The organism is Stenomitos frigidus ULC18, assembly GCF_003003795.1.
Taxonomy (GTDB): Bacteria; Cyanobacteriota; Cyanobacteriia; order Leptolyngbyales; family Leptolyngbyaceae; genus Stenomitos; species Stenomitos frigidus_A.
Genome location: NZ_PVWK01000051.1, coordinates 1 through 24,603 on the forward strand (window position 1 = coordinate 1; position 24,603 = coordinate 24,603).

The 24,603-nt window shown below is 50.8% G+C and carries 26 protein-coding genes; 13 read left to right on the forward strand and 13 right to left on the reverse strand.

From position 1 onward, the window contains the following. The 3 genes from C7B82_RS08670 to C7B82_RS08680 all read right to left on the reverse strand — a co-directional run. Positions 1 to 502: reverse transcriptase domain-containing protein (locus tag C7B82_RS08670; protein ID WP_245939802.1), on the reverse strand; the 502-nt coding region annotated here is incomplete at its 3' end. Between the two features lie 227 nt (positions 503 to 729). Further along, a complete protein-coding gene (locus tag C7B82_RS32095) occupies positions 730 to 999 on the reverse strand; it encodes a hypothetical protein (RefSeq protein WP_181357410.1) in 270 nt (89 codons plus the stop codon). A 472-nt stretch (positions 1,000 to 1,471) separates the two neighbouring features. After that, the gene (locus C7B82_RS08680; RefSeq protein ID WP_106255902.1) at positions 1,472 to 2,866 is read right to left on the reverse strand and encodes a cytochrome P450; all 1,395 of its coding nucleotides are present in this window, start codon (positions 2,864 to 2,866) and stop codon (positions 1,472 to 1,474) included. Between the two features lie 179 nt (positions 2,867 to 3,045). Between C7B82_RS08680 and C7B82_RS08685 the strand changes: the two genes are divergently transcribed. The 3 genes from C7B82_RS08685 to C7B82_RS08695 all read left to right on the forward strand — a co-directional run bounded on the left by C7B82_RS08685 (position 3,046) and on the right by C7B82_RS08695 (position 5,836). Continuing rightward, positions 3,046 to 4,056, forward strand: coding sequence for an Rpn family recombination-promoting nuclease/putative transposase (locus C7B82_RS08685; protein WP_106255903.1), 1,011 nt, complete (start codon positions 3,046 to 3,048; stop codon positions 4,054 to 4,056). Between the two features lie 122 nt (positions 4,057 to 4,178). Continuing rightward, positions 4,179 to 4,931, forward strand: coding sequence for a ParA family protein (locus tag C7B82_RS08690; protein WP_281258944.1), 753 nt, complete (start codon positions 4,179 to 4,181; stop codon positions 4,929 to 4,931). After that, positions 4,928 to 5,836, forward strand: coding sequence for a ParB/RepB/Spo0J family partition protein (locus C7B82_RS08695; RefSeq protein ID WP_106255905.1), 909 nt, complete (start codon positions 4,928 to 4,930; stop codon positions 5,834 to 5,836). The genes C7B82_RS08690 and C7B82_RS08695 overlap by 4 nt, the downstream gene beginning before the upstream one ends. A gap of 357 nt (positions 5,837 to 6,193) precedes the next feature. On the opposite strand, the gene C7B82_RS08700 is transcribed toward C7B82_RS08695, so the two are convergent. The 4 genes from C7B82_RS08700 to C7B82_RS08715 form a co-directional block, all read right to left on the reverse strand. Further along, complete coding sequence (locus tag C7B82_RS08700) at positions 6,194 to 6,862, reverse strand: DUF6262 family protein (RefSeq protein WP_106255906.1); 669 nt, start codon at positions 6,860 to 6,862, stop codon at positions 6,194 to 6,196. Then, positions 6,859 to 7,833, reverse strand: a complete 975-nt coding sequence (locus C7B82_RS08705; RefSeq protein ID WP_181357411.1) for a tyrosine-type recombinase/integrase — start codon at positions 7,831 to 7,833, stop codon at positions 6,859 to 6,861. The genes C7B82_RS08700 and C7B82_RS08705 overlap by 4 nt, the downstream gene beginning before the upstream one ends. Before the next feature lie 274 nt (positions 7,834 to 8,107). Beyond that, entirely contained in the window at positions 8,108 to 8,308 is a 201-nt protein-coding gene (locus tag C7B82_RS08710; RefSeq protein WP_106255908.1) for a hypothetical protein, read from the reverse strand. Beyond that, positions 8,309 to 9,391, reverse strand: coding sequence for a tyrosine-type recombinase/integrase (locus tag C7B82_RS08715; protein WP_106255909.1), 1,083 nt, complete (start codon positions 9,389 to 9,391; stop codon positions 8,309 to 8,311). It abuts the gene before it with no gap. Between the two features lie 236 nt (positions 9,392 to 9,627). On the opposite strand from C7B82_RS08715, the gene C7B82_RS08725 reads away from it, so the two are divergent. Then, positions 9,628 to 10,494, forward strand: a complete 867-nt coding sequence (locus C7B82_RS08725; protein WP_106255911.1) for a HEAT repeat domain-containing protein — start codon at positions 9,628 to 9,630, stop codon at positions 10,492 to 10,494. Between the two features lie 204 nt (positions 10,495 to 10,698). On the opposite strand, the gene C7B82_RS08730 is transcribed toward C7B82_RS08725, so the two are convergent. Together C7B82_RS08730 and C7B82_RS08735 are read right to left on the reverse strand one after the other, a co-directional pair. Then, the gene (locus C7B82_RS08730) at positions 10,699 to 11,562 is read right to left on the reverse strand and encodes a GNAT family N-acetyltransferase (RefSeq protein ID WP_106255912.1); all 864 of its coding nucleotides are present in this window, start codon (positions 11,560 to 11,562) and stop codon (positions 10,699 to 10,701) included. Between the two features lie 92 nt (positions 11,563 to 11,654). Continuing rightward, a complete protein-coding gene (locus C7B82_RS08735; RefSeq protein WP_106255913.1) occupies positions 11,655 to 12,254 on the reverse strand; it encodes a tyrosine-type recombinase/integrase in 600 nt (199 codons plus the stop codon). Between the two features lie 449 nt (positions 12,255 to 12,703). Between C7B82_RS08735 and C7B82_RS08740 the strand changes: the two genes are divergently transcribed. Beyond that, a complete protein-coding gene (locus C7B82_RS08740; protein WP_106255914.1) occupies positions 12,704 to 16,303 on the forward strand; it encodes a helix-turn-helix domain-containing protein in 3,600 nt (1,199 codons plus the stop codon). A 32-nt stretch (positions 16,304 to 16,335) separates the two neighbouring features. Here the strand turns inward: C7B82_RS08740 and C7B82_RS08745 are convergent, their stop codons facing one another. Together C7B82_RS08745 and C7B82_RS08750 are read right to left on the reverse strand one after the other, a co-directional pair. Next, complete coding sequence (locus C7B82_RS08745; protein ID WP_146141102.1) at positions 16,336 to 17,184, reverse strand: hypothetical protein; 849 nt, start codon at positions 17,182 to 17,184, stop codon at positions 16,336 to 16,338. 49 nt (positions 17,185 to 17,233) lie between these two features. Next, a complete protein-coding gene (locus C7B82_RS08750) occupies positions 17,234 to 18,136 on the reverse strand; it encodes a phosphate/phosphite/phosphonate ABC transporter substrate-binding protein (protein ID WP_106255916.1) in 903 nt (300 codons plus the stop codon). Between the two features lie 484 nt (positions 18,137 to 18,620). On the opposite strand from C7B82_RS08750, the gene C7B82_RS08755 reads away from it, so the two are divergent. From C7B82_RS08755 to C7B82_RS08790, 8 genes are all read left to right on the forward strand, one after another. Next, positions 18,621 to 18,845, forward strand: coding sequence for a CTB family bacteriocin (locus C7B82_RS08755; RefSeq protein ID WP_106255917.1), 225 nt, complete (start codon positions 18,621 to 18,623; stop codon positions 18,843 to 18,845). A gap of 70 nt (positions 18,846 to 18,915) precedes the next feature. Continuing rightward, entirely contained in the window at positions 18,916 to 19,140 is a 225-nt protein-coding gene (locus C7B82_RS08760; protein ID WP_106255918.1) for a CTB family bacteriocin, read from the forward strand. A 450-nt stretch (positions 19,141 to 19,590) separates the two neighbouring features. Next, positions 19,591 to 19,815 carry a hypothetical protein gene (locus C7B82_RS08765; RefSeq protein ID WP_106255919.1) on the forward strand — a complete coding sequence of 75 codons (225 nt, stop codon included), beginning with the start codon at positions 19,591 to 19,593 and terminating at the stop codon, positions 19,813 to 19,815. 67 nt (positions 19,816 to 19,882) lie between these two features. Next, entirely contained in the window at positions 19,883 to 20,107 is a 225-nt protein-coding gene (locus C7B82_RS08770; RefSeq protein WP_106255920.1) for a CTB family bacteriocin, read from the forward strand. 293 nt (positions 20,108 to 20,400) lie between these two features. Beyond that, positions 20,401 to 20,622 carry a CTB family bacteriocin gene (locus tag C7B82_RS08775; RefSeq protein WP_106255921.1) on the forward strand — a complete coding sequence of 74 codons (222 nt, stop codon included), beginning with the start codon at positions 20,401 to 20,403 and terminating at the stop codon, positions 20,620 to 20,622. Between the two features lie 86 nt (positions 20,623 to 20,708). Further along, positions 20,709 to 20,933: a CTB family bacteriocin gene (locus C7B82_RS08780; RefSeq protein WP_106255922.1), complete on the forward strand. Its 225-nt coding sequence runs from the start codon at positions 20,709 to 20,711 to the stop codon at positions 20,931 to 20,933. A gap of 116 nt (positions 20,934 to 21,049) precedes the next feature. Continuing rightward, positions 21,050 to 21,292, forward strand: coding sequence for a hypothetical protein (locus tag C7B82_RS08785; protein ID WP_146141103.1), 243 nt, complete (start codon positions 21,050 to 21,052; stop codon positions 21,290 to 21,292). Positions 21,293 to 21,662: 370 nt separating this feature from the next. Next, positions 21,663 to 22,235 (forward strand): superoxide dismutase family protein, encoded by a 573-nt coding sequence (locus tag C7B82_RS08790; RefSeq protein WP_106255924.1) that lies wholly within the window; start codon positions 21,663 to 21,665, stop codon positions 22,233 to 22,235. Positions 22,236 to 22,395: 160 nt separating this feature from the next. On the opposite strand, the gene C7B82_RS08795 is transcribed toward C7B82_RS08790, so the two are convergent. Continuing rightward, positions 22,396 to 23,562, reverse strand: coding sequence for a DUF7005 family protein (locus C7B82_RS08795; protein WP_106255938.1), 1,167 nt, complete (start codon positions 23,560 to 23,562; stop codon positions 22,396 to 22,398). A 14-nt stretch (positions 23,563 to 23,576) separates the two neighbouring features. Continuing rightward, complete coding sequence (locus tag C7B82_RS08800; protein ID WP_106255925.1) at positions 23,577 to 24,392, reverse strand: MinD/ParA family ATP-binding protein; 816 nt, start codon at positions 24,390 to 24,392, stop codon at positions 23,577 to 23,579. Positions 24,393 to 24,603 lie beyond the last annotated feature (211 nt).

Genomic DNA, 24,603 nt, shown 5'->3' on the forward strand with positions numbered 1-24,603 from the left:
ACCCATGTAAACGGTGGATCTTAGCGCCTTTCCTCGCAGGGGCATGTCGCTTTACGTACCTTTGCGTCAAGGAACCCAGTTGTCTCAAGGCATCGTGACAACTCCGCTTGGGGCGGAAGCCATAGGAGGTTTCGATAAACACTGGCTCGTAGATTGCTTCCAGTATCTGACGTGTCATCGCCTGGATGATTTTGTCCTCCAGGCAACTGATCCCAAGGGGACGGCACGTGCCATCTTCTTTGGGTATCTCCACTCGTCGTACGGCTTTAGGGCGGTACGACATCTGAAGCAGTTTCCGGTGCAATGCCTGTAGGTTTTCCTCGAGGTTTTGACCGTATGCTGCTTTTGTCACTCCATCGACTCCGGGCGCTTTCCTGCCGTCCAGCATCTCGAAGCAGGCTCGCAGGTTTTCCACTGTATAGTGGTGCATCAGCGTTGTGAATGCCGATGCCGGTTGGCTGCTTGCCCGTCTCGCTATCCGCTCGATTCCAGTGACCGCCATTGTTCCACCTCTGAGTATGGTTGACGTTTCCATCGAGTGTTCGACCCAATGTGTCCCCCTTCGCTCCATGGGCGTTACCCCACTTCGTCACTACTATGAGGACATCCGACTTCCCATGGCTTATTGGGCTTCCTCCTGGTTGACCAGTTGTGCCGCCCTACCCCGCCAAGCGGGGAGTCCATGGGATCTCCCGAGTTCCCGGCTCTGCCATAGTGACGTGCCACGGTCTACAACCCCGGTGGATTCTCGGCAGTCGTGGCGATTGACTGCCTTGATATTGCCTTCCGCGCTGCACAAGGCGTCGGCATCCACAGTTTCACGTTCATATCGGGGCTGAATCCCTTCACGCTTTCGCATTGTGGCCCATCACCTCCTTGTGTACGCTTCGCCGTCCTCGTTGCCGAGACCGACGCAACACTCAGTACCTGGTGCTTTGCCAGAGCTTCCAGAATGGGGACTTGCACCCCATAGACAAAGCCGAGCTTTGCTCGGCGCACGTGCAGTGGAACGGAAAACTGGGTTAAGAGGACAATTGGCGCTGCGGTTGCGGCTTCGCTTGTGGCTTTTCAGGCTATGTCGGCTTTACCACTCCAGTTGGAGCTGTCAGAAGGTCATGGTTAACTGCCCCGCGCAGCAGAAGGCCGGGCTAGAAAGCCTGATTTCTCGGGGAGAGTGTGCCAGTCAGGTGACGAAGGCATCGGGGTCGGAGCGATCGTTCAAGGTTAAGGAAAGACTAAATCAGTCCAAACTGGGTCCACCTTCCTTTGGCGGCAGGCAAAGGGATAGTTAAGGTTGAACCTGTCTATGTTTAAGCCGCTTGACGCAAGACATATGAAAGATGAGCCTTGACTTAATGCCAAGAGATCTGCTGCAAAGTATGCGCTGATAACCAAAGAGCGAGAAAAAAAGAGACTCGTGGCAAGGTTTTGTGCATATTACTGAACGATGAGTACTTTAATGGCGCTTAGCTCAGTCACCGACAGCCGATCGACGCAAGCTAGTGACTTGCAGACGGAGTTGATCAGACGGTGCCACTGTTAAGCCGCGACGCAGCGGACGGACGGGCTTAGTATTGACCAGCCTCAACTCCAAGTTTGACAATAGCTGGAACAAAACCAGCTTCATCTCAAACAGCGCAAAGGCAGAACCAATGCAGCGACGATCGCCCCCGCCAAAGGGCAAATATTCATAAGGCGAAAACTGCCGTTCTAAAAAGCGCTCTGGCCGAAAGCGCTTGGGTTCAGGGTAGACGGCAGCACGGTGGTGCGCTAGATAAATCGAGGGCATGATCACCGTACCGGCTTCCAGGTCATAGCCAGCCAAGGTGATGGGTTGCTTCACCACTCGCGGGAATGCACTAATAGCGATTGGGTAAAGCCGCAGGGTCTCCTGACAAACAGCATTGAGATAGGGCAGTCGGGCAATGGTCATTGGGTCAGGATCAGCCGTAACCTTTAATGCGTTGATTTCGCTCAGGAGCTGCGTGTAAACGTCTGGTAAAAAGGTAATCCAATACAGCGACCAGGCTAGAGCAGAGGCCGTTGTTTCATGCCCTGCAAATAGTAGCGTCATCAACTCATCGCGCAGTTCGACATCGCTCAATGGTTGTCCTTCAGAATCACGTGCTGCCATCAGCAACGCTAAAATATCGGTTCGATTCGCGTCAGAGTGACGGTGGCGATCGGCAATTTCGGCATAGAGTAAGGCATCGACCTGCTGCCGGAGACGCAAAAAGCGCCCCCAGGGACTCCAGGCTCCCCAGTCCTTTTGGAGGAAGGGATAAAACAAAAGCATGGCACTGATGGGCGACCCAAAACCATCCAACATCTGACTAAGCGCCTGCCGTAGCTGCTCGTAGCGTGATCCAGCGTTGAGACCAAACACCGCCTTGAGGATTACCTGCAAGGAAATTGACTGCATGGCTGGACGCACCGCAAACGTTGTACCGGGCTTCCACTGGCTCATGGTTTGAGTCGTGATTGCCTGGATCACCTGGGCATACGAGCGCATCCGATCGCCGTGGAAAGGGGGCATTAGCAGCTGCCGCTGCCGCTGGTGCGCTTCACCTTCAAGCAAAACAAGACCTTGCTCACCGATAAGGGCTTGCAGAATTTGATTCGCCCTTCCAGCGCTCAGTTGCTCTGGTTTAGCCGTGAAAAGGGCTTCCAGTGCCTCAGGACTGCTGAAGTAGACCAAGGCAGCTTTAGCATCGGGCTGCGAGAGGCGATAATCATCCCCATAGACTTGAGTACGAGCTTCTAGTGTTTCTAGAGGGTGAAAAATAAAGCGCAGTCCCCAGAGACGGCGATGCCAAACCGAGGTTTTGGGAGGACCATTCAGCGAGTGAGTCGAAAAATCAGCCATGATTCGTTGCGTTGAGCGGATTAGAGTCAGCAGTAAGAAGTTTCTCCATGGTAGCCAGTGATTGATGGAGGTAACTCAGCGTTAGCTTTGCTAATGGCTTTCAACGTTTAGCTCTGCTTGAGATTGGACGATCGCTCAGGTTCTATGATTGAGTCTGACCTTGATTCCCACCGCCTACTGTGCAAGTCGATGCTCTCTTCTATCAGCTGTTCCAAAGTTTTCCAGCCATCTTCTTCGACTTACTGGGTCAGCCTAATGTCGATGTCAGCAACTATGAATTCACCTCTCCTGAGGTCAAACAGCCCACCTTCCGCTTTGACGGGGTACTCAAACCCAAGACAAATTCACCCACTGACATTTTGTATTTCATTGAGATCCAGTTTCAAAAACGCGCCAAGTTTTACACGCGCCTGTTTGCCGAAATCAATCTCTACTTCAACCAGTACGATCCACCCTACGAAGATTGGTACGCGGTGGTGATCTTCAAAAACCGCAATACTGAGGTTGCAGCACCTTTGCGCTACCAGGAGGTCATGGAGCGAAGAGTGCTTCGGGTTTATCTCGATGACATTGAAGCGTTGGCGCAGCAATCGGTTGGAGTAGGCTTGGTGCAGCTTCTTGCAATCACATCCAAGCGTAAATTAGGAGAGCGTGCCCAACGGCTAATTGCACGAGCCAGTCAGACTCTCTCAGGAGGGGATGCGTTATCGAGAGAAGAGGCAGTAGAATTGGTGCAGACGATCGTGCTATATCGATTCCCAAATTTGAGCCGAGAGGAGTTAGAAGCGATGTTGGGCTTAGCTGATCTCAAACACACCAAAGTTTATCAAGAACTGCAACAAGAAGTGCGCGCGGAAGCACTTCAAGAAGGTGAGCGCAAAGCAAAAGTTGAGTCTGTTTCTCGGATGCTCACTCGAGACTTTAATGTTCGAGAAATGGCTGAGCTTTTAGACTTAGAGCTGAGCGTCGTTACGGATGCGGCGATCTCGTCTTTGGTGCGGTCAGAGTTGAATGTTAAGCAAATTGCCCAACGTTTAGGACTTGAAACAAGCCAAGTCATGCCTAAAGCGATCCGAGCTCTATTAAGTGAGCATAAGAGTGAAGAACAGATTGCACGGCAGCTTGGAGTAACCTTAGCAGCCGTGCGACGGATGACTCAACCAAAAGCACAGAAGCTTGAAACGAATTAAAGCAAAGCGATCATAGAGCGGCAGTCTGACCTGAAAGCAGCAAGTTTTGTGTGAGATTGGTTGAGCAGATCGCTTGCTAATCCCATACACTTTGGATTGTTGCTGTTGGATTTAGAGCATTGGTGAAAGTCATCACGATTTATAACCAGTCTGGCGGCGTGATGAAGACTTCCCTGACGATGAATCTGGGGTATCAGCTTGCACAGCATAACCATTCTGTGCTGCTGATTGACATGGATCCCCAGGCTAGTTTGACTGTCTTTATGGGGTTGGAGCCAGCTGATTTAGAGCAAACCGTTGCAGACACTATTCTTGACAATTCACCTTTGGCAATCCATCAGGATTTGCATGGGATGGATCTGCTACCTGCCAATATTACCCTCAGTGCTGTTGAGATGCGTTTGGTTTCGGCAATGGCACGAGAATGGCGATTAAAACGAATTTTAGAGCCGATTCAGGCACAGTACGATTTCATTTTGATTGATGCACCACCTAGTTTGGGTGTTCTAAGCGTCCTAAGCTTAGTTGCTTCGACGCATGTCTTAATCCCAATTCAGACGCAGTACAAAAGCTATAAAGGCACGGAACTGTTGTTAGACAGCATTAAGCAGGTACAACAACAGGTTAACACCGAGCTGAAAATTGCAGGTATTGTTCCGACGATTTATGCTTCTGCCAATGCCCAGGACAAAGCAATCCTGGCAGCAATCCAGGAGCAAATGGCAGCGATCGCTACTATTTATCCGCCTGTTCCCCGCGCAACAGCTTTTGCGGATGCCTCAATGGAGCATTTGCCTTTGGCACTGTATAGCCCCAATCACAGTGCAGTCAAAATTCTGGAATCTATTGCGACTGGAGTAGAGAAGCTGTCATGACCAAGAATCGATCAACAGTACCTCAAATGCGAGGGGTTAGCGCTTTTCTAAGTACGTCTACTGAAGCACCTGCTTCAACAAATACTATCTCAATCTCTAAAATCCATCTTCCTTCTAGTCAGCCCCGGCGCTACTTCGATCCGGAAAAGTTGCAGCAGCTGACTGACTCCATCAAACAACACGGCATTTTAGAACCGCTATTGGTACGTCCACTCGAACAAGGGGGCTATGAACTCGTTGCGGGAGAACGACGGTATAGAGCGGCTAAAGCGAGTGGCTTAGACAATGTTCCTATCACCGTTCGAGAACTATCGGATCAAGAAGCTGTCCAGCTTGCCTTAGTTGAAAACTTGCAGCGTGAGGATCTCAATCCTGTTGAAGAAACCGAAGGAGTTCTGGAACTACTGACGCTGACAATGAGCTGTAGCCGAGAGCAGATTTCAGAAGCATTGACCCAGATGGCAACGGCTCAAAAGAAGGGGATCGAGCTGTCGGGAAACGTTTCCCGACAGGTAGAAGCGATCGCTAATATTCTGGAATCAACAATTAACCTAACCCCAGAGAGCTTCCGAACTTCCAGGTTACCTTTACTCAATTTACCCTTAGATATTCTTGACGCACTTCGCCAGGGTAAGTTGGAATATACCAAAGCAAGAGCGATTGCCAGAGTGAAGGATGAGCAGCAACGCCAGCAGCTATTAAAAGATGCGATTGAGCTGTCTCTATCTCTAACTCAAATTAAGCAACAAGCTAAAGGATTAACAGTAGGCTCAAAAACAGATCAAGCGACAATGAGTGATCGACTGGTATCAATTTCTCGTAAGTTGAAGGGATTGGATGATCCTAAAAAGCAAAAGCGGCTAGAGAAGCTATTGCAGGATTTAGAATCTCTATTTGAAAGTTAGAGTGCCAGAAGTGTGCCAGTTGAACCTGTAAAACAAACGGTCCCAATAGACACACCTGAGCAGGCGATCGCGCCTTGACGGCAGCATCGGCTTTCTGCTGTCTCGAAACCCATCTCAAAATCAAACTCTCACAGCAGTCTGTTATAGATGAGTTTTGAGACACTGGAGCAAAACTGCCGAAAATGCCTGTTATATATAGTCGGATCCGCATACCCCTCATACAGCAGTGCTTCCACTTTGAATACACGTCTTTAACGTAGAGGCTTGCAGTCTCCTTCAGCGTGGAGCGGCCTGTCCTTTACCTTTCCCCCCTGCTCCACGTTGTTGCGCCGGGTACGGTAAACGACAGGCTCTCAGCTAAAATTCCACGTCTGGAATTTCTGGTTGCTTTGTTGGGCGTCTGGCTTGAGCAAACCGACGCTGCTCCTGGTCTCGGTCCGTTGCTGTCAGTTGCAGGACCTTGTTAAACAGGTGTTGATTTTGTTTGGTGAGTGCGGCAAGTTCCGCTTCCAGCGACTCCAGTCCACACAATTGAGCTTGCAACTGCTGCTTTTGTTGCGCGAGCACCTGGTTCTCCTTGAGCGCTTGCTCCAACAGCGTTTGGAGTTGCTCTGTCTTCGCCAAGTGTGGGTGCGGCTCAGCGGCCAAGCGCTCTGCTGGCGTTCTAGAGGCTAAACCGTAAGCCACTTCTAGCTGCTGGTTCAGGCTCTCCTTTTCTTGCCGCAAGGCCTTCACCTGTTGCCGCAACGTGCGGATCAGGGCACTTTGAGAAGCCTCCGAAGCCGGTTGGCGAGCCGGTGGCTGGGCAGGACTTTGTTCACGCAGAGCAGTGATCCGTGCTTTCAAGTCCGGTTGCTTGTACAACCAGTTGCGTGTGACCCCTGCCAGTTGAGCGACTGAGGCAAAGGTAACCAGGTGTCCCTGTCGTAACAGTTGCTTGATGGCGGCCTCCGTTTTAGTCAAGGCTGCCAGTCGCTTTTTCTGGGCTGCTGCTGCTAAACCATCCGTATTGCGTTGCCAGTTCATTTTGACTCCTCCTGCAAGGAGGCGATGAGGCTGCGCAGGTTTGCGGCGATCTGTTGATTCATCTCCACCTGGCGCGCCCAACCCTTTGCTTGTGCCTGCTCAATCAGTTGCTCAGTCTGATGCAGGTGGGCTTGATGCTGGTCTAGAAACTCCGTCGTTGTCCGGAAATGGGCACAAGTTAAACAAGCGTTAGCATGCGGACAGGTGCCTGCCAGCGTGGGCAGGGCACAGGCACCATTGGGGAGTGCTTGCGCCAGGATATTGCGCTTGAACCATTGCAGATCGGTCGTCTCGAGTTCTGGGTGCTCTGGTGCAATCACCTTGCCCGCCATGTTGACCGTTTTGCGGTAGAACTGGGCGATTTCCTGTTTGAGCGTAGCATCATGGATATGAGCATAGACCGCCGTCATGGTGGGAGACCGATGTCCAAGATAGCGCTGGACAATATGCTGTGGCACACCGTTATTGATCTGAGTAGTGCCAACCGTGTGGCGAAACTGATGCGGTTGAAAATGCCATCGTTGACCGGCGGCATTACAAATGTTTTTCTCCGCTGCCAACAGATTGAGGGCACGAGCCACACTGGTTCGGAGCGGCGGTTTGGGATTGGGTCTGAATTGTCCGTCCAGCACTTTGTCCTTGCGCCCGGCCGCCCTCTGATTGGCGCAGAAGAGGTAGGCATAATCAGCGGGCAAATGCTGGCGGATATAGGCTTGCTGTGCTTGCACAACGGTTGCTAGTGGGCGAGAAATGGGTTTGTTTGCGGTGGTTTTCATTTTGAAGGAATAGGCTTTTAACCACCAATCCCCTTGGGTGTCTTGACTGATGCAGTCGAAGTCTAAATGACACACCTCTGAGATGCGTAACCCCGTTTCGAGCAGAACCAGTACCATCCGTTGCTGTGGCAGTGGCAGCAAGTCCAGATGCTGGTGCAACTGTGCCAAGACCTCGGTTGGAATATAGCGTGGCAACGTTTTTTTAGGCGAGGATAGTCTTCTCGAAAAATGAGGGGTTCTGGTGGTATCGCGAGCCAAGCATGACGAACACTCAGAGCCAAGAAACTGTTTAAGCTGCTAATGAGCGCAGACCGGAAGCTGGCGGACAAGGCACAACCACTCAAGTAACTCAGATATTCGATGATTAACGGTCGCTTGATGGCAGCAGGCTGCAGCAATGGATGAGAGTGAGCGAGAAAACCAGCAAACTTTTTGAGCGCAGAGAGCCTCGCTTTGGCTGAGCCAAAACTTAACGTGGCAGGGTATAGCCAATGAATTGTTTGGTGGCTTGTCGCAGCCAGGGTTGGGGAATGGTCGTGAAACTTAAGTGACAATCGCCAGCCGCTGGTTGAGCGGCGATGCCCCAATGACGCACATCCCACAGGTCTTCGTCGTAGTCTGGCTGGGGCTGCAAGCCAGCGGTCGCAAACACAAGGTTGGTAGCTTCCATTTAGGTCTCCTTCTGTTCCAAATACTGTTGATAGGCAGACTTGAGGTCGGCATCTTGCAGATGCACGTAAGTGTTGGCGGTTGTCTGGATATGAGCGTGGCCTAAGCGCTTCTGGATGTAGGACAACTCCCATCCTTGTCGCAGGAGCTCGGTGGCATGGGTATGCCGAAACAAGTGAGCATGGAAGTCCAGTCCTGTCACTTGACCCAATTGCCGCAGCAGCGCCACGACCGTTTGATAGCGCAGGGGCTGTCCAATCTGCCCAGACCACAGGTTGACAAACACGTAGTCTGAGTCAAGGTCTTCTGGGTATTCATGGATGAGATAGTCCGTGTACAAACGCATTAAGGGTTGAGAAACATGAACGGTGTAGGGCTCTTTCGCTTTGGCACGAGCACCATTGGCATTGTCGGCACGCGGCACCACCTGGAGCTCGTTGTCCCATGACCGCATATCAGCATGGTGTAGCCCTAGCACTTGACCAATGCGCATTCCCGTTTCATACAGCAGGCAGATGAGCAACTGATCACGAAGGTGGTGACAAGCCGCAACGATCTGCTGTGCTTGGGTGGCTGTGAGCACCGTTGGGCTTTGCTTGGGTGCTTTCAACTTCAGTAGTTTCGTCTTCTGTTCCTTGCCCGCCTGAAGGTGATGCAGCAACGCTTTGTACTTGCCACTGTGCCGAGCGCCATAGCGGTAAGCTTGTAAACTAGCGACGGTGCCAAGCCGTTCCTGGTACGCATAGAAGCTGTAAACCGCTGCCAGAATTGTATTAATCGTGCGCTCGGTGCGCCGAGCCGGTTGCTTTTGTAGCGCGATGACCTGAGAGGCAGGGCGTCGCAGCCAACGAATGAAGTCGGCCAAGTGCTCGATAGTGATTGCATCCCACTCGTGCTGGGTGTCGCGCAGAAATTCCCAGAATTGCTTGAGATGAGTAGCGTAGTTGTGAATGGTGTTGGGAGAGCATTCCAGTCCCTCTAAGTAGCGGAGGTAAGCCTGAATGGCGGGCACCGGCAGATGGTTGTCGTCAAGCACCAACCAACTTTGGGTTTGATCCGGGAGTCGGATCCGTTGAACTTTCATAAGGGAGTACCCTAAAGACTCTCCCTACGTTAAAGACAGACTCAATATAAAGTGTCTTCAATGAATGAAAAACCCTGGTTTTGTCTACTTTGGATACATTGAAGACGGCCAAAATCCGACTCTATATAATGCTTTGATTTTGGCAATAATTAAGGTGAGTTCCGCCGCTGCTAGGGCGCACAGGAGCAGGGTATTGCTGGAAATCTGGGTGTTACCCAGTGAGTCTGACACCATACATGGAGACTGAAGGCACCATGAGCGCGCAACAGTCAGAGATGAATGACTTCTGGACCAGACAAGCACAGGATCCGCGCTCGTCGGAGGCACTGCTGGCCACCCACCGCGTTGAGTTGGAGACGGACGACGAATGGGACGCACTCTGGATTCTACGCTACCGTGGTGGTCCCCAAGAGTTCGAGATGGCTCGCCAGCTCACTTGCAGCAGCGATTCTAAGGATCGCATGATCGGAGCGAACTTGCTGGGGCAATTAGGAAGGCCGCCGACCTTCGTTAAGGAAAGTGTCGCTATCCTCATGGGCTTGCTTGAAGACCCAGATCTCGATGTCATCGAAACGGCAATCACTAACCTCGGCCACCGCAATGATGCTCGCGCGGTCAAGGCCATGCTTCCGTTCGCGAAAAGCGCCAACGCGGCTATCCGCTACGCTCTCGCCATCGCGCTTGGGCGGATGGCCCGCGATGAGGCGACCGCGACTCTAGTTGCTGAAACCCTAACCGCTCTCACCTACGATGATGACGAAGACACGCGCAACTGGGCGATGTTTGGGTTAGGCCGCGAGAGTGATGTGGACAGCACGGCCATTCGTGCCGCGCTTGCTGCCGGAACTAAGGATCCAAACCATGAGATCCGCGGCGAAGCACTCGTTGGTCTGGCGCGTCGCCAAGACGATCGCACCCGCGACGCGCTGCTGCACGAATGGGCAGACGACGAAGTGAGTCTGTTGAGTCTAGAGGCTGCGGAGATACTCGCTGATCCTGCCCTGTTCGTTCGCTTGACGGAGTTACTCTCTGTGCTTGATTTGGATGATGACCAGCGCTTCAAGAACCAATTGCTGACCGCTATCGCTGCCTGTCGGAGCTGATTCAACCAACAACAGCAATCAAACCTATAGCCATAGACGGGAGTCCCGCGCGGTAGACACAGACAGGCACGGATCACGGCATCCTGTCGTTGCTGCGCCAAAAGGTGAGGCTAATCAAAAACGATGGTTGAACGACGGCTGCTTCACAACCGCCTCAATGCTAAATGCAAGGGGGCGTATGGTGCCCACAGGCCGAACAGCCCCTTACCGATTGACGTAATAGCCTGTGTAACAAGCCCCAAGCGGTTGAAAATTGAGGGAGGTATAAAGTGCGATCGCAGCAGTATTATCGTGATCGACCCACAGCTTGACAGCTGGAAATTCCTGCAACAGTTGTTGAGTCAAAAAAGCTAACAAGCGACGAGCAAAGCCTTGTCGCCGAAAGGGTGGAAAGGTGAAGGGGGCTACGACAATCCCGTGATGCGCTGTTTCAGCTCGTCTGACCACTGCCACAATTTGCCCACGCTCTTCCAGCACTGCTACTCGCTGTTGTTGTATCCATTGCTCCCAAGGGTAATCGAGACTGCCACTACCTCGCTCTGCCAAGTATGCAGCCGCGTAAGCTTGTAGGGTTGGTTTGTCTTGCGGCACTGCCCATCGGCCGGCGGCACCATCGGGAGGTTGAGTGCAAAACAGCACCTGCTGGTCGTACTCTCGTTGAAGTTGGTAGTGCTGCAGTAGACATGGACGGATCCAGGCTTTAGTTTGCTCAGATGTGCAGAGACGATGAGGGCACTCTCTCGCAAGCAGCAGCGAAAGTAGAGCCTCGGTAGCAGTAAGATTGGCGCTTGCGATCGACACATGAATATTTCCAGGTTTTGCCACCACAACGCCCTGCATATGAGCTTGGGTTAATTCACCTGCTGTCGTTTCACTATAAGCAATGGCAACCAGTCCACCCTGGGCGTGGGGCACGATCTGCTTTTGCAAAATTAGATGCAACGCAATTTCTAAGTCAGGATTTTGATGATGTTGGTTTGCTAACCATTCTGCGGCTACCTGAATTTGCCTCTGTGAAGGGGCGCTCAGGATGAGAATCGGAGAGAGTTCTACCTGATCATGAGCCATCGCTAATCGACCCTGAATAGGACTGATGCGGCATAACTACAGACTGCATGACTGCTTTTCCGACCTTTTAGTACCAGGGGCGATAAAGGTATTCACAGTTCCAGTTCATAGATCGCCGCAATCTCATTGGACTGAATCCCCAAATACGCCAGCGTCTGCTGCTGCGTCGCATGACCAAAGGCTTCCATCAACAGCGGAATGGCGGTACCGCGCTCTAGTCGTTGCCAGTAACCCCACGTCTTCCGCAGCGTATGACTGCCATAGTTGCCCTTCAGTCCCACATCCTGGCACCAGGTCTTCACCCGCGTACTCATCGTCTCTACCGTCAAACAGCCGCGTTGCCCTGTGAAGAGGTAATCGTCCGACTTCAAGTCCCCGCTCGCTAACCAGGCTTGGATTGACGCGACGGCGGTGGCATTCAGCGTCACGGGACGATACTTATGCGTTTTGCGCTGCTTCAGATCTAAAACATCTCCCGCTCGTAGCGCTTGCACCTGCCCTACCTTCAGCGACAGCAACTCATTGGCACGGTAGGCCGTGTTAATCCCCAGCGTGAACAGGCACAAATCACGGGGACGATCCGTCAGGATTTTCTTAATGCGACTAATCGCCTTTTTATCCCGAATCGGTTCCACTTTGATGGTCGATCCGGCAGTGGGATGATTGGGATTTTGCCCCTTCGGAAACGGCATCGCGATCACCCTTTCACTTAATTAACTTTCCAGCATTTTAGCCTGAATACTTAGTCAGTGAGCTGCACCACCTTTTGGGCACGTCTCCGCTACAGCATGATGCAATTCAAGCACAGCAGTCTTTCCAGCCCCTCCTTCCACCCACTAACTTCTGAGGAATAGTTAGTGGGTAGGAGCCATCTTGAAGTATCGAAATAAAGGCCTTTCAGATTACTATTTCAATCATGTGCTACTGAAAGCTATAGACAATGCTCTGCTGTAAACTGTCTAACTGATAGTCATTTGGCAGGGGTCAGGGTTGGTTACAAAAATATCTTTGCCCTAACGACATTAAATGCATGCAAGTATATGCAAGAGAGTGGATAACTCTCTGAGTGTTATTAGCTTGACAAGCGACTGGAAATAACTAGCGCTGCGTTAAGGCAGAGGCTAATTTATCGAGTGAATGAATGGAGCTTGATGCTGCACTGGAATTTACCGACTCGCAGGTGTTTGCACACACAGGCAAACACCTGACTGATTTGCAAACAGCCGTCTTCAGCGCTTCCTGGCCCCTGAAAAATCAAAGCTATGACCAGATTGCGGAAACCTATGGGTATTCGCCAAACTACATCAAGCAAGATACAGGGCCAAAATTATGGAAATTGCTGTCGGAGGTGTTAGGGGAAAAGGTCAGCAAAACGAATTTTAAGGCGGCGATCGAACGGCAATGGCAAGCCAGCGCAGTGAGTGTCGCCCAACCCGCGACGCTTGTTGCTCAGTCGGCGATCGCCTTGACTCCAGAAAAGGACATTGCCAGCCTGCGTCAAGATTGGGGGGAAGCGGTTGATGTTTCCATCTTCTATGGGCGTACTGAAGAATTCTCCCAACTTCAGCAGTGGATTGTTAACGACCACTGCCGTTTAGTTGCGGTTTTAGGCATGGGTGGCATTGGCAAAACGGCTCTGGCAGTGAAACTCGCCCAACAACTACAAGATCAGTTTGAGCGTATTATCTGGCGATCGCTGCGGGATGCGCCACCCATCAGCGTCATTCTGGCTGATTTACTACAATTTTTGAGCCAGACTGAGCAGACTGATCTGCCAGAAGATACTGCTGGTCGAGTCTTACGGCTGATTCAAGAGTTACGCACCACACGCTGTCTGGTCATCTTAGACAATGCCGAATCGATTTTACAAAGCGGCGACTGTGTCGGACAGTATCAGGCAGGCTACGAAGGCTATGGCGGGCTTTTCCATCATCTCGGTGCCGATCGACACCAGAGCTGTGTGATTGTGACGAGCCGGGAAAAACACAAAGAAGTGGCTCTTTTAGAAGGGGACGCGCTACCCGTTCGCTCCTTACAAATCAAAGGGTTAACCATTGAAGAAGGGCAAGCCATTTGTAAACTCAAAGGAACACTGTCGGGAACAGAGGCGGAATGGCAACGCTTAGTGGAACGGTATGATGGCAATCCCCTGGCCTTGAAGATTGTTTCAACGACGGTTCAAGAGTTATTTGATAGCGATATTGCTGAGTTCTTGCAGCAGGGGACGGTTGTTTTTGATGATTTGGGTGAGCTGCTCGATCAACAGTTCAATCGCCTCTCAGAGTTAGAGCAAACTATTTTATATTGGCTTGCGATTAAGCGAGAACCCACATCCTTGCAGGGTTTAGATGGTTATATTGTTGCGCCTGTGTCCAAACGAGAATTGCTGGAGGCAGTGAAGTCCTTAGGACGACGATCGTTGATTGAGAAATATGGATCGAGCTTTTCCTTACAACCCGTGGTGATGGAGTATGTTACCGATTGCTTGATTCAACAGATTACGACCGAGATTGCGACCGGTCAGTTGGCGCTGTTTCAAAGTCATGCCCTGATTGAAGCACAAGCCAAGGAATATCTTAGAGCGATTCAAACCAGCTTTATCCTGAAACCCATTGGCGATCGGCTGCTCTCTACCTTTAAGAAGAATGCTGCTGCCCAACTAAAACAGATTCTCACCGCACTGCGAGATGACTCGACGCTAGAGCCAGGTTACGCCGGGGGCAACGCCATCAATCTCCTTTGCTTTTTGGACGTTGATTTAGAAGGTGCAGATTTTTCCCATCTCACCATCTGGCAGGCCTACCTGCAGAACGTCAATTTGCATCAGGTCGATTTCACAGGCGCAGATTTAGCCAAATCAGTGTTTGCGCAACGGCTGACTAGCATTGGGTCTGTGGCCTTTAGCCCCGATGGCACGTTATTAGCAACCGGGGATGCAAGTGGCGAAATTCGGTTGTGGCAGGTCGCGGATGGCAGACAACTGCTGACCTGTAAAGGGCATTCGGGTTGGGTGCGCTCCGTCGCCTTTAGCCCCGATGGCATTACCCTCGCCAGTGCCAGCAGTGATCAGACCATTCGACTGTGGGATGTCGCCAGTGGCGACTGTCTTAAAGAACTGCGGGAACATTCGGGTTGGGTGCGCTCTGTCACCTTTAGCCCCGATGGCACCACCCTCGCCAGTGGCAGTGGGGACAATACCATTAAGCTTTGGCATACTCACACAGGCGCATGCCTGCAAACGCTGCAAGGTCACCAACATTGGGTATGGTCGGTGACGTTTAGCCCCGATGGTCGGCAGCTGGCCAGCGGCAGTGAAGACAAAACGATCAAGCTGTGGGATACCAGTACAGGCACATGCTTGCAGACGTTGGAGGGACATACGCTCTGGGTGCGATCGGTCGCCTTTAGCCCGGATGGTGCAACGCTTGCCAGTGGGGGTGGAGATAACACAGTCAAACTTTGGGGTCTAGAAACGGGTGAGTGTCTCAAAACACTTCAAGGCCATAGCCATCGCGTGCGATCTGTCGTCTTCAGCCCCGAAGGAACCATTTTAGCCAGTGGCAGCGGGGACTATACCGTCAAGCTATGGGATATCGCGACGGGACAATGTCTCAAAACTCTGTATGGACACAGCCATCGTTTAGAGTCAGTCGCCTTCAGTCCCGATGGGGTAACGCTTGCCAGTGTGGGAGAAGACCGCACCATGCGGCTGTGGGACACCAGTACCGGACAATGCCTGCGCACGTTGCAGGGGTATGCAACCTGGGTGCAATCGGTTGCCTTCAGTCCTGATGGCAACACCTTAGCCAGTGGCAGTGAAGATCATCAGGTGCGGTTGTGGGATGTGGAAACGGGAGACTGCCGCACCACGATGAAAGGGCATCAAGGCTGGGTGTGTTCCGTGGCTTTCAGTCCTGATGGCTCGACCCTTGCCAGTGGCAGCAGTGATTACCGCATCAAGCTATGGGATACCCAAACGGGACATTGCTCCAGCACGTTGCAGAGCCAGCGGTGGGTGCGGGCGATCGCGTTCAGCCCGTCAGGTGACACCCTTGTCAGCGGCAGCGGCGACCATTTGCTGAAGTTATGGGATGTGCAAACGGGAGCCTGCCTCAGAACGTTCTCTGGGCACACGAGTTGGGTTTGGTCGATCGCCTTTAGTGCCGATGGCCACACCTTAGCCAGCGCCAGCTACGACAAAACCATCAAGTTATGGCATGCCGAAACGGGAGACTGTCTGCAAACGCTCTCTGAGCATAAAAGCTGGATTCAAACGGTGGCCTTCAGCCCCGACGGTCAAACTTTGGCCAGTGGGAGTTGCGACAACACCATCAAGCTATGGAATGTGCAAACCGGGGCATGCCTTCACACCTTCTTAGGCCACCAAAGCTGGATTCAAACGGTAGCCTTCAGCCCCGACGGCCAAACTTTGGCCAGTGGGAGTTGTGACAACACCATCAAGCTATGGAATGTGCAAACCGGGGCATGCCAACAGTCGTTACAGGGACACATCAGTTGGATCTGGTCAGTCGCCTTTAGCCCCGATGGTCAACGGTTAGCCAGTGGGTCGCAAGATGAAACCATCAAACTGTGGGATCTCAAGACGGGTCATTGCCTCAAGACCCTGATTGCGAAAAGACCTTACGAAGGGATGAACATCACTGATGTCAAAGGGCTGACAGACGCGCAAAAAGCAACCTTAAAGGCTCTCGGTGCTGTTGAAATGGAGTTTTCTAATTGAGAAAAGCCCGTTAACAGCAGTCTTCATACCTTTTACGGTTGCTTCAGCTTGGGTTTACGCCAGAACCGGAGACCCAGCAAGCCAAGACAAACTAAGGACGCTAAGACATTGGATGGTTCAGGAACAGCAGCAGCGGCTTGATTTGAACCATACTCAACTAACAGCAGGGATGTGGGATTAGCAAAGAAATGCGAAAGGCTGCCCTGCACTGAAGCCGATGCAGAGGCCTGCTTACCATCTAAAGCACTATTGAGAGCGGTTTGCCTGGTACTGAACGTAATGCCAGCGCTTTGATCCACAGTGAGAGCATTACTGTTACCCGGCGTTCCTAAGCTACCCGCGATCGTTAAAAAGTCCAGGAGGGTCAGGTTGTTTGGATCAGCCGCATCAAATAACCCCAAGCCGATCGTACCGATCGCAGTAGCCGTCTCAATCCCCGGTTGATCGATCGCAGTCTGTAAGTTTAATGAATTAGTGAAATCAAACGAAAAGGTCTCTCCATGACCGATTTGAAAGGAGTAGCCCACCACTTGTGCAATACTCTGAGCGAAGCCAAAGTAGCTGTTGCCACTGCCACTCACAACGCTAGAAGACGAGCCACTCGCCCGTGAACTGGATTGATTTAAGGCATCGGTGAGAAATAGTGCATCGGCATCAGCATTGCTCTTAACCAACCCATCAGGAGCAATGACTTGCGTCTTGGCATCATGTAAAGCAGTAACATCCAGCGGCAACACACTAAAGTTGTTGACTTCAAAGGTGGCTTCAGAACTGGAGAATGTGGCTGCCCAACCGGGAACTCCTACCAGAACGCTCGTACCGATCGAGGTCACAAAAGCGGCAACAAGATGACTGACCCGTAAGCGATTATGCATAGACATATTAACTATCCTCAATTAACTTAAGCGTCTGACAGACAGGAAAAACACGTTACTGAGGCTGTGGTGTAGCCGCACTCGTTTGATTGAATTCCAACACAGCCGGTTTCTTTTTCACTTGAGCGTCCAAGGGGCGTACTTTCTCGACCAGCTTCACAAACTGGCTATAGTCAGGCACTTTGACATTGGGAATGTAACCCGCATCTTCGACAATGCTTCCAGTAGCCTCATTCATGGCTTTTTTAATCTGCTCTTGAGCATTGGCATCGACGGTTGGACTGACTAAAACAACACCCGCAGGCACTGGACGACTGGTATGCAACACGCGAAATTTTGTGGTGCCAAACTGGTTTCGATGCTGCTGAAACTCTTCTTCAGACAACGCTCCGGCGTCGATCGTGCCCTTGCTTAACCACTCCAAAATTGTTGCTGGAGTCGGTGAGAAGCGGATCTCTTTGAGCGTTAAACCATAGAGATCATAGAGGGGTAAATAATAGCCAGAGGCAGACCCTGGTTGCCCCAGCGCCACAACCTTATTCGCTAAGTCTGCGATAGTACTGACTGGACTGTCATCGCGGACAAGTAGTACTGAGCGTAGATTCTTCAAACCCTGGAGCGGGAAGATCGGCGTATATTGATTTTTACCGATCGCGATCGCTGCCAAACCGGGAGGCGCGAAAACAACAGACCAGGTTTTGTTATTAATCTGTTGCACTGCTTGCAATTCATTCAGTGCTGGTTCAAGTTCAATAATTTTATGAGTTTGCTTGCCTAAGTATTCTTTAAAGTTTTGATATTTGTCTAACGATTGTGCGCCTGTATCGTAACTGACCAGCCCAACAACCCATTTTTCGACCGGCTCAGAACTGTTTTGGCTACAGCTTGAAAAGGCTAAAGCTGGTAGCAGAAATAATTGAGTGAGCAGCAGATGACGCAACCGAAGGGGTAACCGCATACATTTAATCACAAAAAGCGAATGACGAAAATCGGAACACGGTTCAGTTAATGGACATGCTGCTGTATCAGGTGAACAGGCCCGACAGCAACGCTGGACTGGGTAAGAGAGCAGACACAAGCGTTGAGCTAACTCAAGGTCAGTTGAGCGCGGTTGCCACTGCGAGTGCTTGATACCTTAACTGGCAGTTTAAGGGCATTGACAACTGAAATGAACCTTGGTTGCAAAAATATATCATCCATATCGGCTGATCAGCGCTCTTTTCAGGCAAGAAAGTGTAGAACCTGAACTTTTCTGAACTATTCTCAATTCCTCTCACATCCTCCTTGTCTTGCCATTTATTTAACTCCTGGATTTACCTCAGTTTTCCTAGATTGTGGGCAGCCTGAAACGCTCATATAGTAGGGACATCAACTGAATCAAGCGGTTCACCAAACCACTCCAGATTCAACCTCTACTCAACCACAACCTCAGGAGAACCATCATGTCAGACAATCTTGCTCAAGTTCAAGACACCAACATCGAACTGTCGGATGACGAATTAGAAGGCGTTGCTGGTGGTGTTGCCCTTTCCATCGCTGATGCTACTGGCGTCGCCTTCGGTAAGAACTTCGCCGCTACCGTGAACAGCTCTGATACCCAAACCATCTCAGTACCCAACTTCAACCTTGCTACGGGTCAAGCACACTCTGCGTCGATCGCTGGCTAGACCGCCCCTCTTTCACTTTTCCCAGTCCCTACTTCATCTCAACCCACACACAACCCTTAGGAGAACTACCATGTCAGACAAACTTGCTCAAGCTCAAGACACCAGCATCGAACTGTCGGAACAGGATTTAGATAGCGTCGCTGGTGGCGTTGCTCTCTCTATCGCTGATGCTACTGGCGTCGCGTTCGGTAAGAACTTTGCGGCTACTGTGAACAGCTCTGACACACAAACCATCTCGGTGCCTAACTTTAACTTAGCTACGGGTCAAGCACACTCCGCTTCGATCGCTGGCTAAATCCTTGCAATGACAAACGTATACCTCGAAGTCACCCTTGTCATTTTGGCAAGGGTGTATTCCTTCACAACACCTCTGGGAGGTCTTTATGCTGACTTTTATCGCTTTTTTGAGCCTCTATGGCCTGACTCACACGCTCTTTCTCAAGGCACTCTTTCACACACCGAACGCTTAAATTGAATGACAACTCATGCTTGCATTATCAAAAACCCTCGCCCCTTGGTGAGGGTTTTGTTTTGGCATAGAAATCAAAGGCGCACCTTAACTTTCCTGAACTCCTCTTAGTTTTGCAAAGCCTTAAATCTGTTTTAACTCCTGGATTTACCTCAGTTTTCCTAGATTGTGGGCAGCCTGAAACGCTCCTATAGTAGGGACATCAACTGAATCAAGCGGTTCACCAAACCACTCCCGATTCAACCGCTACTTAACTACAACCTCAGGAGAAGCATCATGTCAGACAATCTTGTACAAGCTCAAGTCAGCAACATCGAACTGTCGGATGACGAATTAGAAGGTGTTGCTGGTGGTGTTGCCCTTTCCATCGCTGATGCCACTGGCGTTGCGTTTGGTAAGAACTTTGCCGCTACCGTCAACAGCTCCGATACACAAAGCATCTCGGTACCCAACTTCAACCTTGCTACCGGTCAAGCACACTCCGCTTCGATCTCTGGCTAGACCTCGCTTCTTGAACCGCTTCAATCCTTACTTCACCCCAATTCACAACATAACCAGGAGAACCATCATGTCAGACAAATTTGTTCAATCCCAAGACACCAGCATCGAATTGTCCGAGCACGAGCTAGACGGCGTTGCTGGTGGTGTTGCCCTTTCCATCGCTGATGCCACTGGCGTCGCCTTCGGTAAGAACTTCGCCGCTACCGTCAACAGCTCCGATACCCAAACCATCTCAGTACCCAACTTCAACCTTGCTACGGGTCAAGCACACTCTGCGTCGATCGCTGGCTAAGCCGACTCATCCATAAACAAGTGCTTCAAACGAATGCTTGCAGTATCAAAAACCCTCGCCCATTGGTGAGGGTTTTGCTTTGGTATAGGGGGCAAAGGCGCACCTTAACTTTTCTGAACTCCTCTTAGTTTTGCAAAGCCTTAAATCTGATTTAACTCCTGGATTTACCTCAGTTTTCCTAGATTGTGAGCAGCCTGAAACGCTCCTATAGTAAGGACATCAACTGAATCAAGCGGTTCACCCAACCACTGCCGATTCAACCTCTACTTAACTACAACCTCAGGAGAACCATCATGTCAGACAAGCTTCAAACTCAAGTAAGCAACATCGAACTGTCAGATGACGAATTAGAAGGCGTTGCCGGTGGCGTTGCCCTCTCCATCGCTGATGCAACCGGTACTGCGTTCGGTAAGAACTTTGCGGCTACCGTCAACAGCTCTGATACACAAACCATCTCGGTGCCTAACTTCAACCTCGCTACGGGTCAGGCTCATTCCGCTTCGATCGCTGGCTAGACCTTAGCACTCGTTTCACTACTCTCTCAAAGCTTTTTCCAAACACAATCCAAAACACAATCCAAAACACAATCAGGAGAACTACCATGTCAGACAAACTTGCTCAAACTCAAGACACCAGCATTGAACTTTCGGAACAGGATTTAGATAGCGTCGCTGGTGGCGTTGCTCTCTCTATCGCTGATGCCACTGGCGTTGCGTTTGGTAAGAACTTCGCGGCTACCGTCAACAGCTCTGATACACAAAGCATCTCGGTGCCTAACTTCAACCTTGCTACCGGTCAAGCTCACTCCGCATCGATCGCTGGCTAGAACCTACTTAAGCAAGCGGGTTTCTCTTCTGGAGTGACAGGAAGAAACTCGCTGACTACTTTCAGAGAACCGCAATCAAGAAACTTAATCCCTTACACAACTACAGGAGAATGATCATGTCAGACAACCTCGTTCAATCCCAAGATACCAGCATCGAGCTTTCCGAAGAAGATTTGGAAGCGGTCGCTGGAGGCGTTGCTGGAGTCACTATCGATATTGGTACAGTAGCTCAGGGCAGTGAACTGGCCTTCACAGATACAAAAGCCTTCACAGGTGCTTTCTCAAATGGCTTTGCGTCTGTTGGCGCTGGCATTGGTGCAGGTGTGGCAGTGAGCGTCAACAAGCCATCTCTCCCCTAGGTTCGAATTAGCCACGCTGTTCAAGCTACAGTCTCTGCTTGCCTTAAAGGGACATCGATTCACCAACTCAACTATCCAGGCTGGCGTGTGAGTACGTGTCCATTACTAATGAAGCATTGCTGGCGAGTCAACCACATCAATCGACTGAAGAGCCAGGTTAACGATCGCTAACCTGGCTCGACCCGTGGCACATTTCTGGCAAAGGGTTTGCTCCGCCCAACAAATTAGATGAGGCCAGATCTGGTACAATTTTCATCACGCGAATAAAATTGATCTACATCGCTTCATGTTTTGATCTAGTCCACGCCAATCAATCCCAATTGTCCGTTGATCGACTCACCCCGTGTACGCTACCCACCCACCACGCACCATGAAAAAAATCGCACCTCTTTTGCTTTTAGCTCTTGGTACGCTTTTAGCGGTGACACTGATTTTCTTGCCGCATCAAGCCAATGCCTCCGATCGCGCTTTGCGTGCCCAAGTCAACCTTCAGGGCGCACCTGACTCCGGCATCTCTGGACATGTGCTGTTCATCCAAACCCGCGAAGGCATTTTGCCCACCGTCCAGATCATCGCCGAAGTCACAGGTCTGCCGCCAAACACGCTACACGGCTTTCATATCCATGAGAATGGAACATGCGAGCCTAGCTTTGCAGCCGCAGGCGGGCACTACGATCCAGGTCCAAATGGCAACTCCGATCCCGATGCCAATCATCCCTTTCATATGGGTGATCTTCCAAACTTGCGAGCGAATGATCAGGGTATAGCGAAGGTCAAACATACCACAAGCCGTATCACGCTCTCTGCTGGTCCACTCAGCCTCTTTGACGACAATGGCAGTGCTATCATTGTCCATGCAAATGAAGACCGGGGGACAACGGGCGTCACTGGTGGTGCCGGAGGGTCACGGATTGCTTGCGGAGTCGTTGAAGCAAACGGGTGAAGGAGCACAGTTCTCTGATTTTCTGCCGCGATGGATGACTTTTTCCAATCCTTTAGCGTTAATCATCTGGCTAACCCATGAATCCAGGGAGGAATTTCAACAAATTCTTCCCTGGATTCATGGGATCTACAAAACTTAAGTCATCCATCGCGTCGTACGTTTATAGACCCGTGATGAGTACAGAGTAAGCGGCTTGAATTAGCTGGACTCCTGCGTCTGAGGCCAGTTCTTCCAGGGTTAACTGTGTGAGCGCGATCGTGACTAAGGCGTCTTGCCGAGGCTGATTAGGTTCACATCTGTACTGCACATCAAAGCGTTCTAAATTCCTTGCTGCCGCCTGCACCAGTGCCCCTAACACCTGAAAGGCACCCTCTGAAAGTGGCGGCTGTCCCCGATAGTTTTGCAACCGTCCGCCTTCCCGGTAAGGAGGAAAGGCTTCCAGACCGACAAACCGCAAGAACCAGTCAGCATGATAGCGTCCGGCTGCGGCGACGATGCCCCAATAGTCAGCAATGAGTTCATCCAACAGATGATTGCGCATAGAGCCCAGCACGCGGTAGGTAAAGTAATGGGTACACTCATGCTCTAGACGAACGATCGACGAGAGGCGTTGCCAGTCTGTCTCTGGCAACCCCATAGCAGACGCTGACACAGCACTATAGGGACCATCACTAAGAATGATGAATCGATCTTGATAGAGTGCTTTTTGCGGTGCCACACGCTGGAATTCTGCCACCCAATCACTCTCAGAACAAGCAGTCGGGTTGGTCGTTTCCCACTGTTGGCGATACTGACGAATCCGATCCCAGTTGTTGAAACCGGAAACGATACAGGCTCCCATCGAGTCAAGTACTGGCTTTGGTTCATTGCGTAGTGCCAGCGCCTGCACCAGGGCAACAAAATCCTCCCGCTGGCTGACCATCAGGACTGGGATTGCTCCTGCCAGGCTCTCATGAATCACCAGCTCTAGTTGGTCTGGTTGTTGCAAAACCAAACCTGTTGCTTCAATTAGTTCAGTCGGAGAAATACCTTTGCGTGTAGCAGCCCGATAGGCATCCGTTTGGCTGATGCCCGCCTGAATAGGAAACTGTAGCTGTACGAGTCGTTGTTTCAATGCCTCAAACGCGCCAATTTCTTGCGCGATCGCAGCATATTGCTGCCAGGTCGCCACATGCGATTCTGGCTCTAGTGGTAGCGTTAGAGCCTGTTCCAGATGCTGTTGAGCAAACGCATGATCGCTATAGACAAGCAGTTCTTCTACTTGTCCAACGACAGCCCCATAGGCTGCCAGTATCTCAGCCCTCCGTGCCCGTCTGGTGGTATCCAAGGGTGCTATCCCAATTAACGACCAGGCCACCGGAGTTTAGACAACACAGAAGGAGTTGCTTGCGGTTTCTTATCTTCTTGCAACACTTGATTCGCTACCTTTTGCAGTTCCTGAGTGAGTAAATGATCAGGGTGACGCAAGCAAAAAAGGTCACTACTGGCAAGCTTCATCATTTCATCGCAGTTAGGCAACACGCCCGCAACAGGCGAATTGTAGGTTTTTTCAACCAGTTGCCGCACCTCGTCAAAATTCAAACTTTGTAAAACTCTGTTCACCAACAGCAACATCTTCGGCACCTTCAATTTCCGGGCTAACTCTACAGTGACGGCAGTGCCTTGAAAATCCTGACGATCGGGCCGCAGAATGATAACGAGCGTGTTTGAAATGGTGATGGAAAGCAAGGTCTCTTCGTTAATCCCAGGATGAGTATCAATAAAGAGATAGTCTAAATTGAGACTGCGAATCAGTTGCCGAAACCCATCGTTCAGCAGACGCACGTTATAACCATCCTTCAAAACACGAGCAATTTCACCGACTTTAACGCTAGAAGGAATCAGAAAAATATTGCCCTTTGCCTGTTTAATGCTTTCAGGGCTGACATCGTAAGCACAGTCTTCGATCTTACAACGACCCCACAAATAATCATTTAAAGTGAGCTTAATCTTCTCAACATTCAGACCAAACAGAATATGAATACCGGGTGATTGAATATCGGTATCAACGATCCCCACTCGCTTTCCCATGCCAGCTACGATCGCTGCTAAGTTAGCTGTTGTGTTTGATTTACCAGTGCCGCCTCGAAAGGAGTGAATAGACACAATCTGGGACATGACGCACCTCAATGTAAAAAGTGATGGAGTTCTGCAAAAAAGAATTCAACCTGCCACATCCTGCATGGTCATAATCAATTCCATCAGAAGCAATGCTCTTGAGCGGAAACCTGTTTGGCTTATATCATTTTTGGCTTGATTTTACTAGTAGCACTGCGCAGGCAACCATTGCTGCAATCACTATAAGAAATATCAACCAGTATGACCATAC

Excerpts from the sequence above, each read along its gene's own strand:
- C7B82_RS08680 (WP_106255902.1), bottom strand. The coding sequence starts at position 2,866 with ATGGCTGATTTTTCGACTCACTCGCTGAATGGTCCTCCCAAAACCTCG.
- C7B82_RS08695 (WP_106255905.1), top strand. The coding sequence starts at position 4,928 with ATGACCAAGAATCGATCAACAGTACCTCAAATGCGAGGGGTTAGCGCT.
- C7B82_RS08700 (WP_106255906.1), bottom strand. The coding sequence starts at position 6,862 with ATGAACTGGCAACGCAATACGGATGGTTTAGCAGCAGCAGCCCAGAAA.
- C7B82_RS08710 (WP_106255908.1), bottom strand. The coding sequence starts at position 8,308 with ATGGAAGCTACCAACCTTGTGTTTGCGACCGCTGGCTTGCAGCCCCAG.
- C7B82_RS08715 (WP_106255909.1), bottom strand. The coding sequence starts at position 9,391 with ATGAAAGTTCAACGGATCCGACTCCCGGATCAAACCCAAAGTTGGTTG.
- C7B82_RS08725 (WP_106255911.1), top strand. The coding sequence starts at position 9,628 with ATGGAGACTGAAGGCACCATGAGCGCGCAACAGTCAGAGATGAATGAC.
- C7B82_RS08730 (WP_106255912.1), bottom strand. The coding sequence starts at position 11,562 with ATGGCTCATGATCAGGTAGAACTCTCTCCGATTCTCATCCTGAGCGCC.
- C7B82_RS08735 (WP_106255913.1), bottom strand. The coding sequence starts at position 12,254 with ATGCCGTTTCCGAAGGGGCAAAATCCCAATCATCCCACTGCCGGATCG.
- C7B82_RS08740 (WP_106255914.1), top strand. The coding sequence starts at position 12,704 with ATGGAGCTTGATGCTGCACTGGAATTTACCGACTCGCAGGTGTTTGCA.
- C7B82_RS08745 (WP_146141102.1), bottom strand. The coding sequence starts at position 17,184 with ATGTCTATGCATAATCGCTTACGGGTCAGTCATCTTGTTGCCGCTTTT.
- C7B82_RS08750 (WP_106255916.1), bottom strand. The coding sequence starts at position 18,136 with ATGCGGTTACCCCTTCGGTTGCGTCATCTGCTGCTCACTCAATTATTT.
- C7B82_RS08755 (WP_106255917.1), top strand. The coding sequence starts at position 18,621 with ATGTCAGACAATCTTGCTCAAGTTCAAGACACCAACATCGAACTGTCG.
- C7B82_RS08760 (WP_106255918.1), top strand. The coding sequence starts at position 18,916 with ATGTCAGACAAACTTGCTCAAGCTCAAGACACCAGCATCGAACTGTCG.
- C7B82_RS08765 (WP_106255919.1), top strand. The coding sequence starts at position 19,591 with ATGTCAGACAATCTTGTACAAGCTCAAGTCAGCAACATCGAACTGTCG.
- C7B82_RS08770 (WP_106255920.1), top strand. The coding sequence starts at position 19,883 with ATGTCAGACAAATTTGTTCAATCCCAAGACACCAGCATCGAATTGTCC.
- C7B82_RS08775 (WP_106255921.1), top strand. The coding sequence starts at position 20,401 with ATGTCAGACAAGCTTCAAACTCAAGTAAGCAACATCGAACTGTCAGAT.
- C7B82_RS08780 (WP_106255922.1), top strand. The coding sequence starts at position 20,709 with ATGTCAGACAAACTTGCTCAAACTCAAGACACCAGCATTGAACTTTCG.
- C7B82_RS08785 (WP_146141103.1), top strand. The coding sequence starts at position 21,050 with ATGTCAGACAACCTCGTTCAATCCCAAGATACCAGCATCGAGCTTTCC.
- C7B82_RS08790 (WP_106255924.1), top strand. The coding sequence starts at position 21,663 with ATGAAAAAAATCGCACCTCTTTTGCTTTTAGCTCTTGGTACGCTTTTA.
- C7B82_RS08800 (WP_106255925.1), bottom strand. The coding sequence starts at position 24,392 with ATGTCCCAGATTGTGTCTATTCACTCCTTTCGAGGCGGCACTGGTAAA.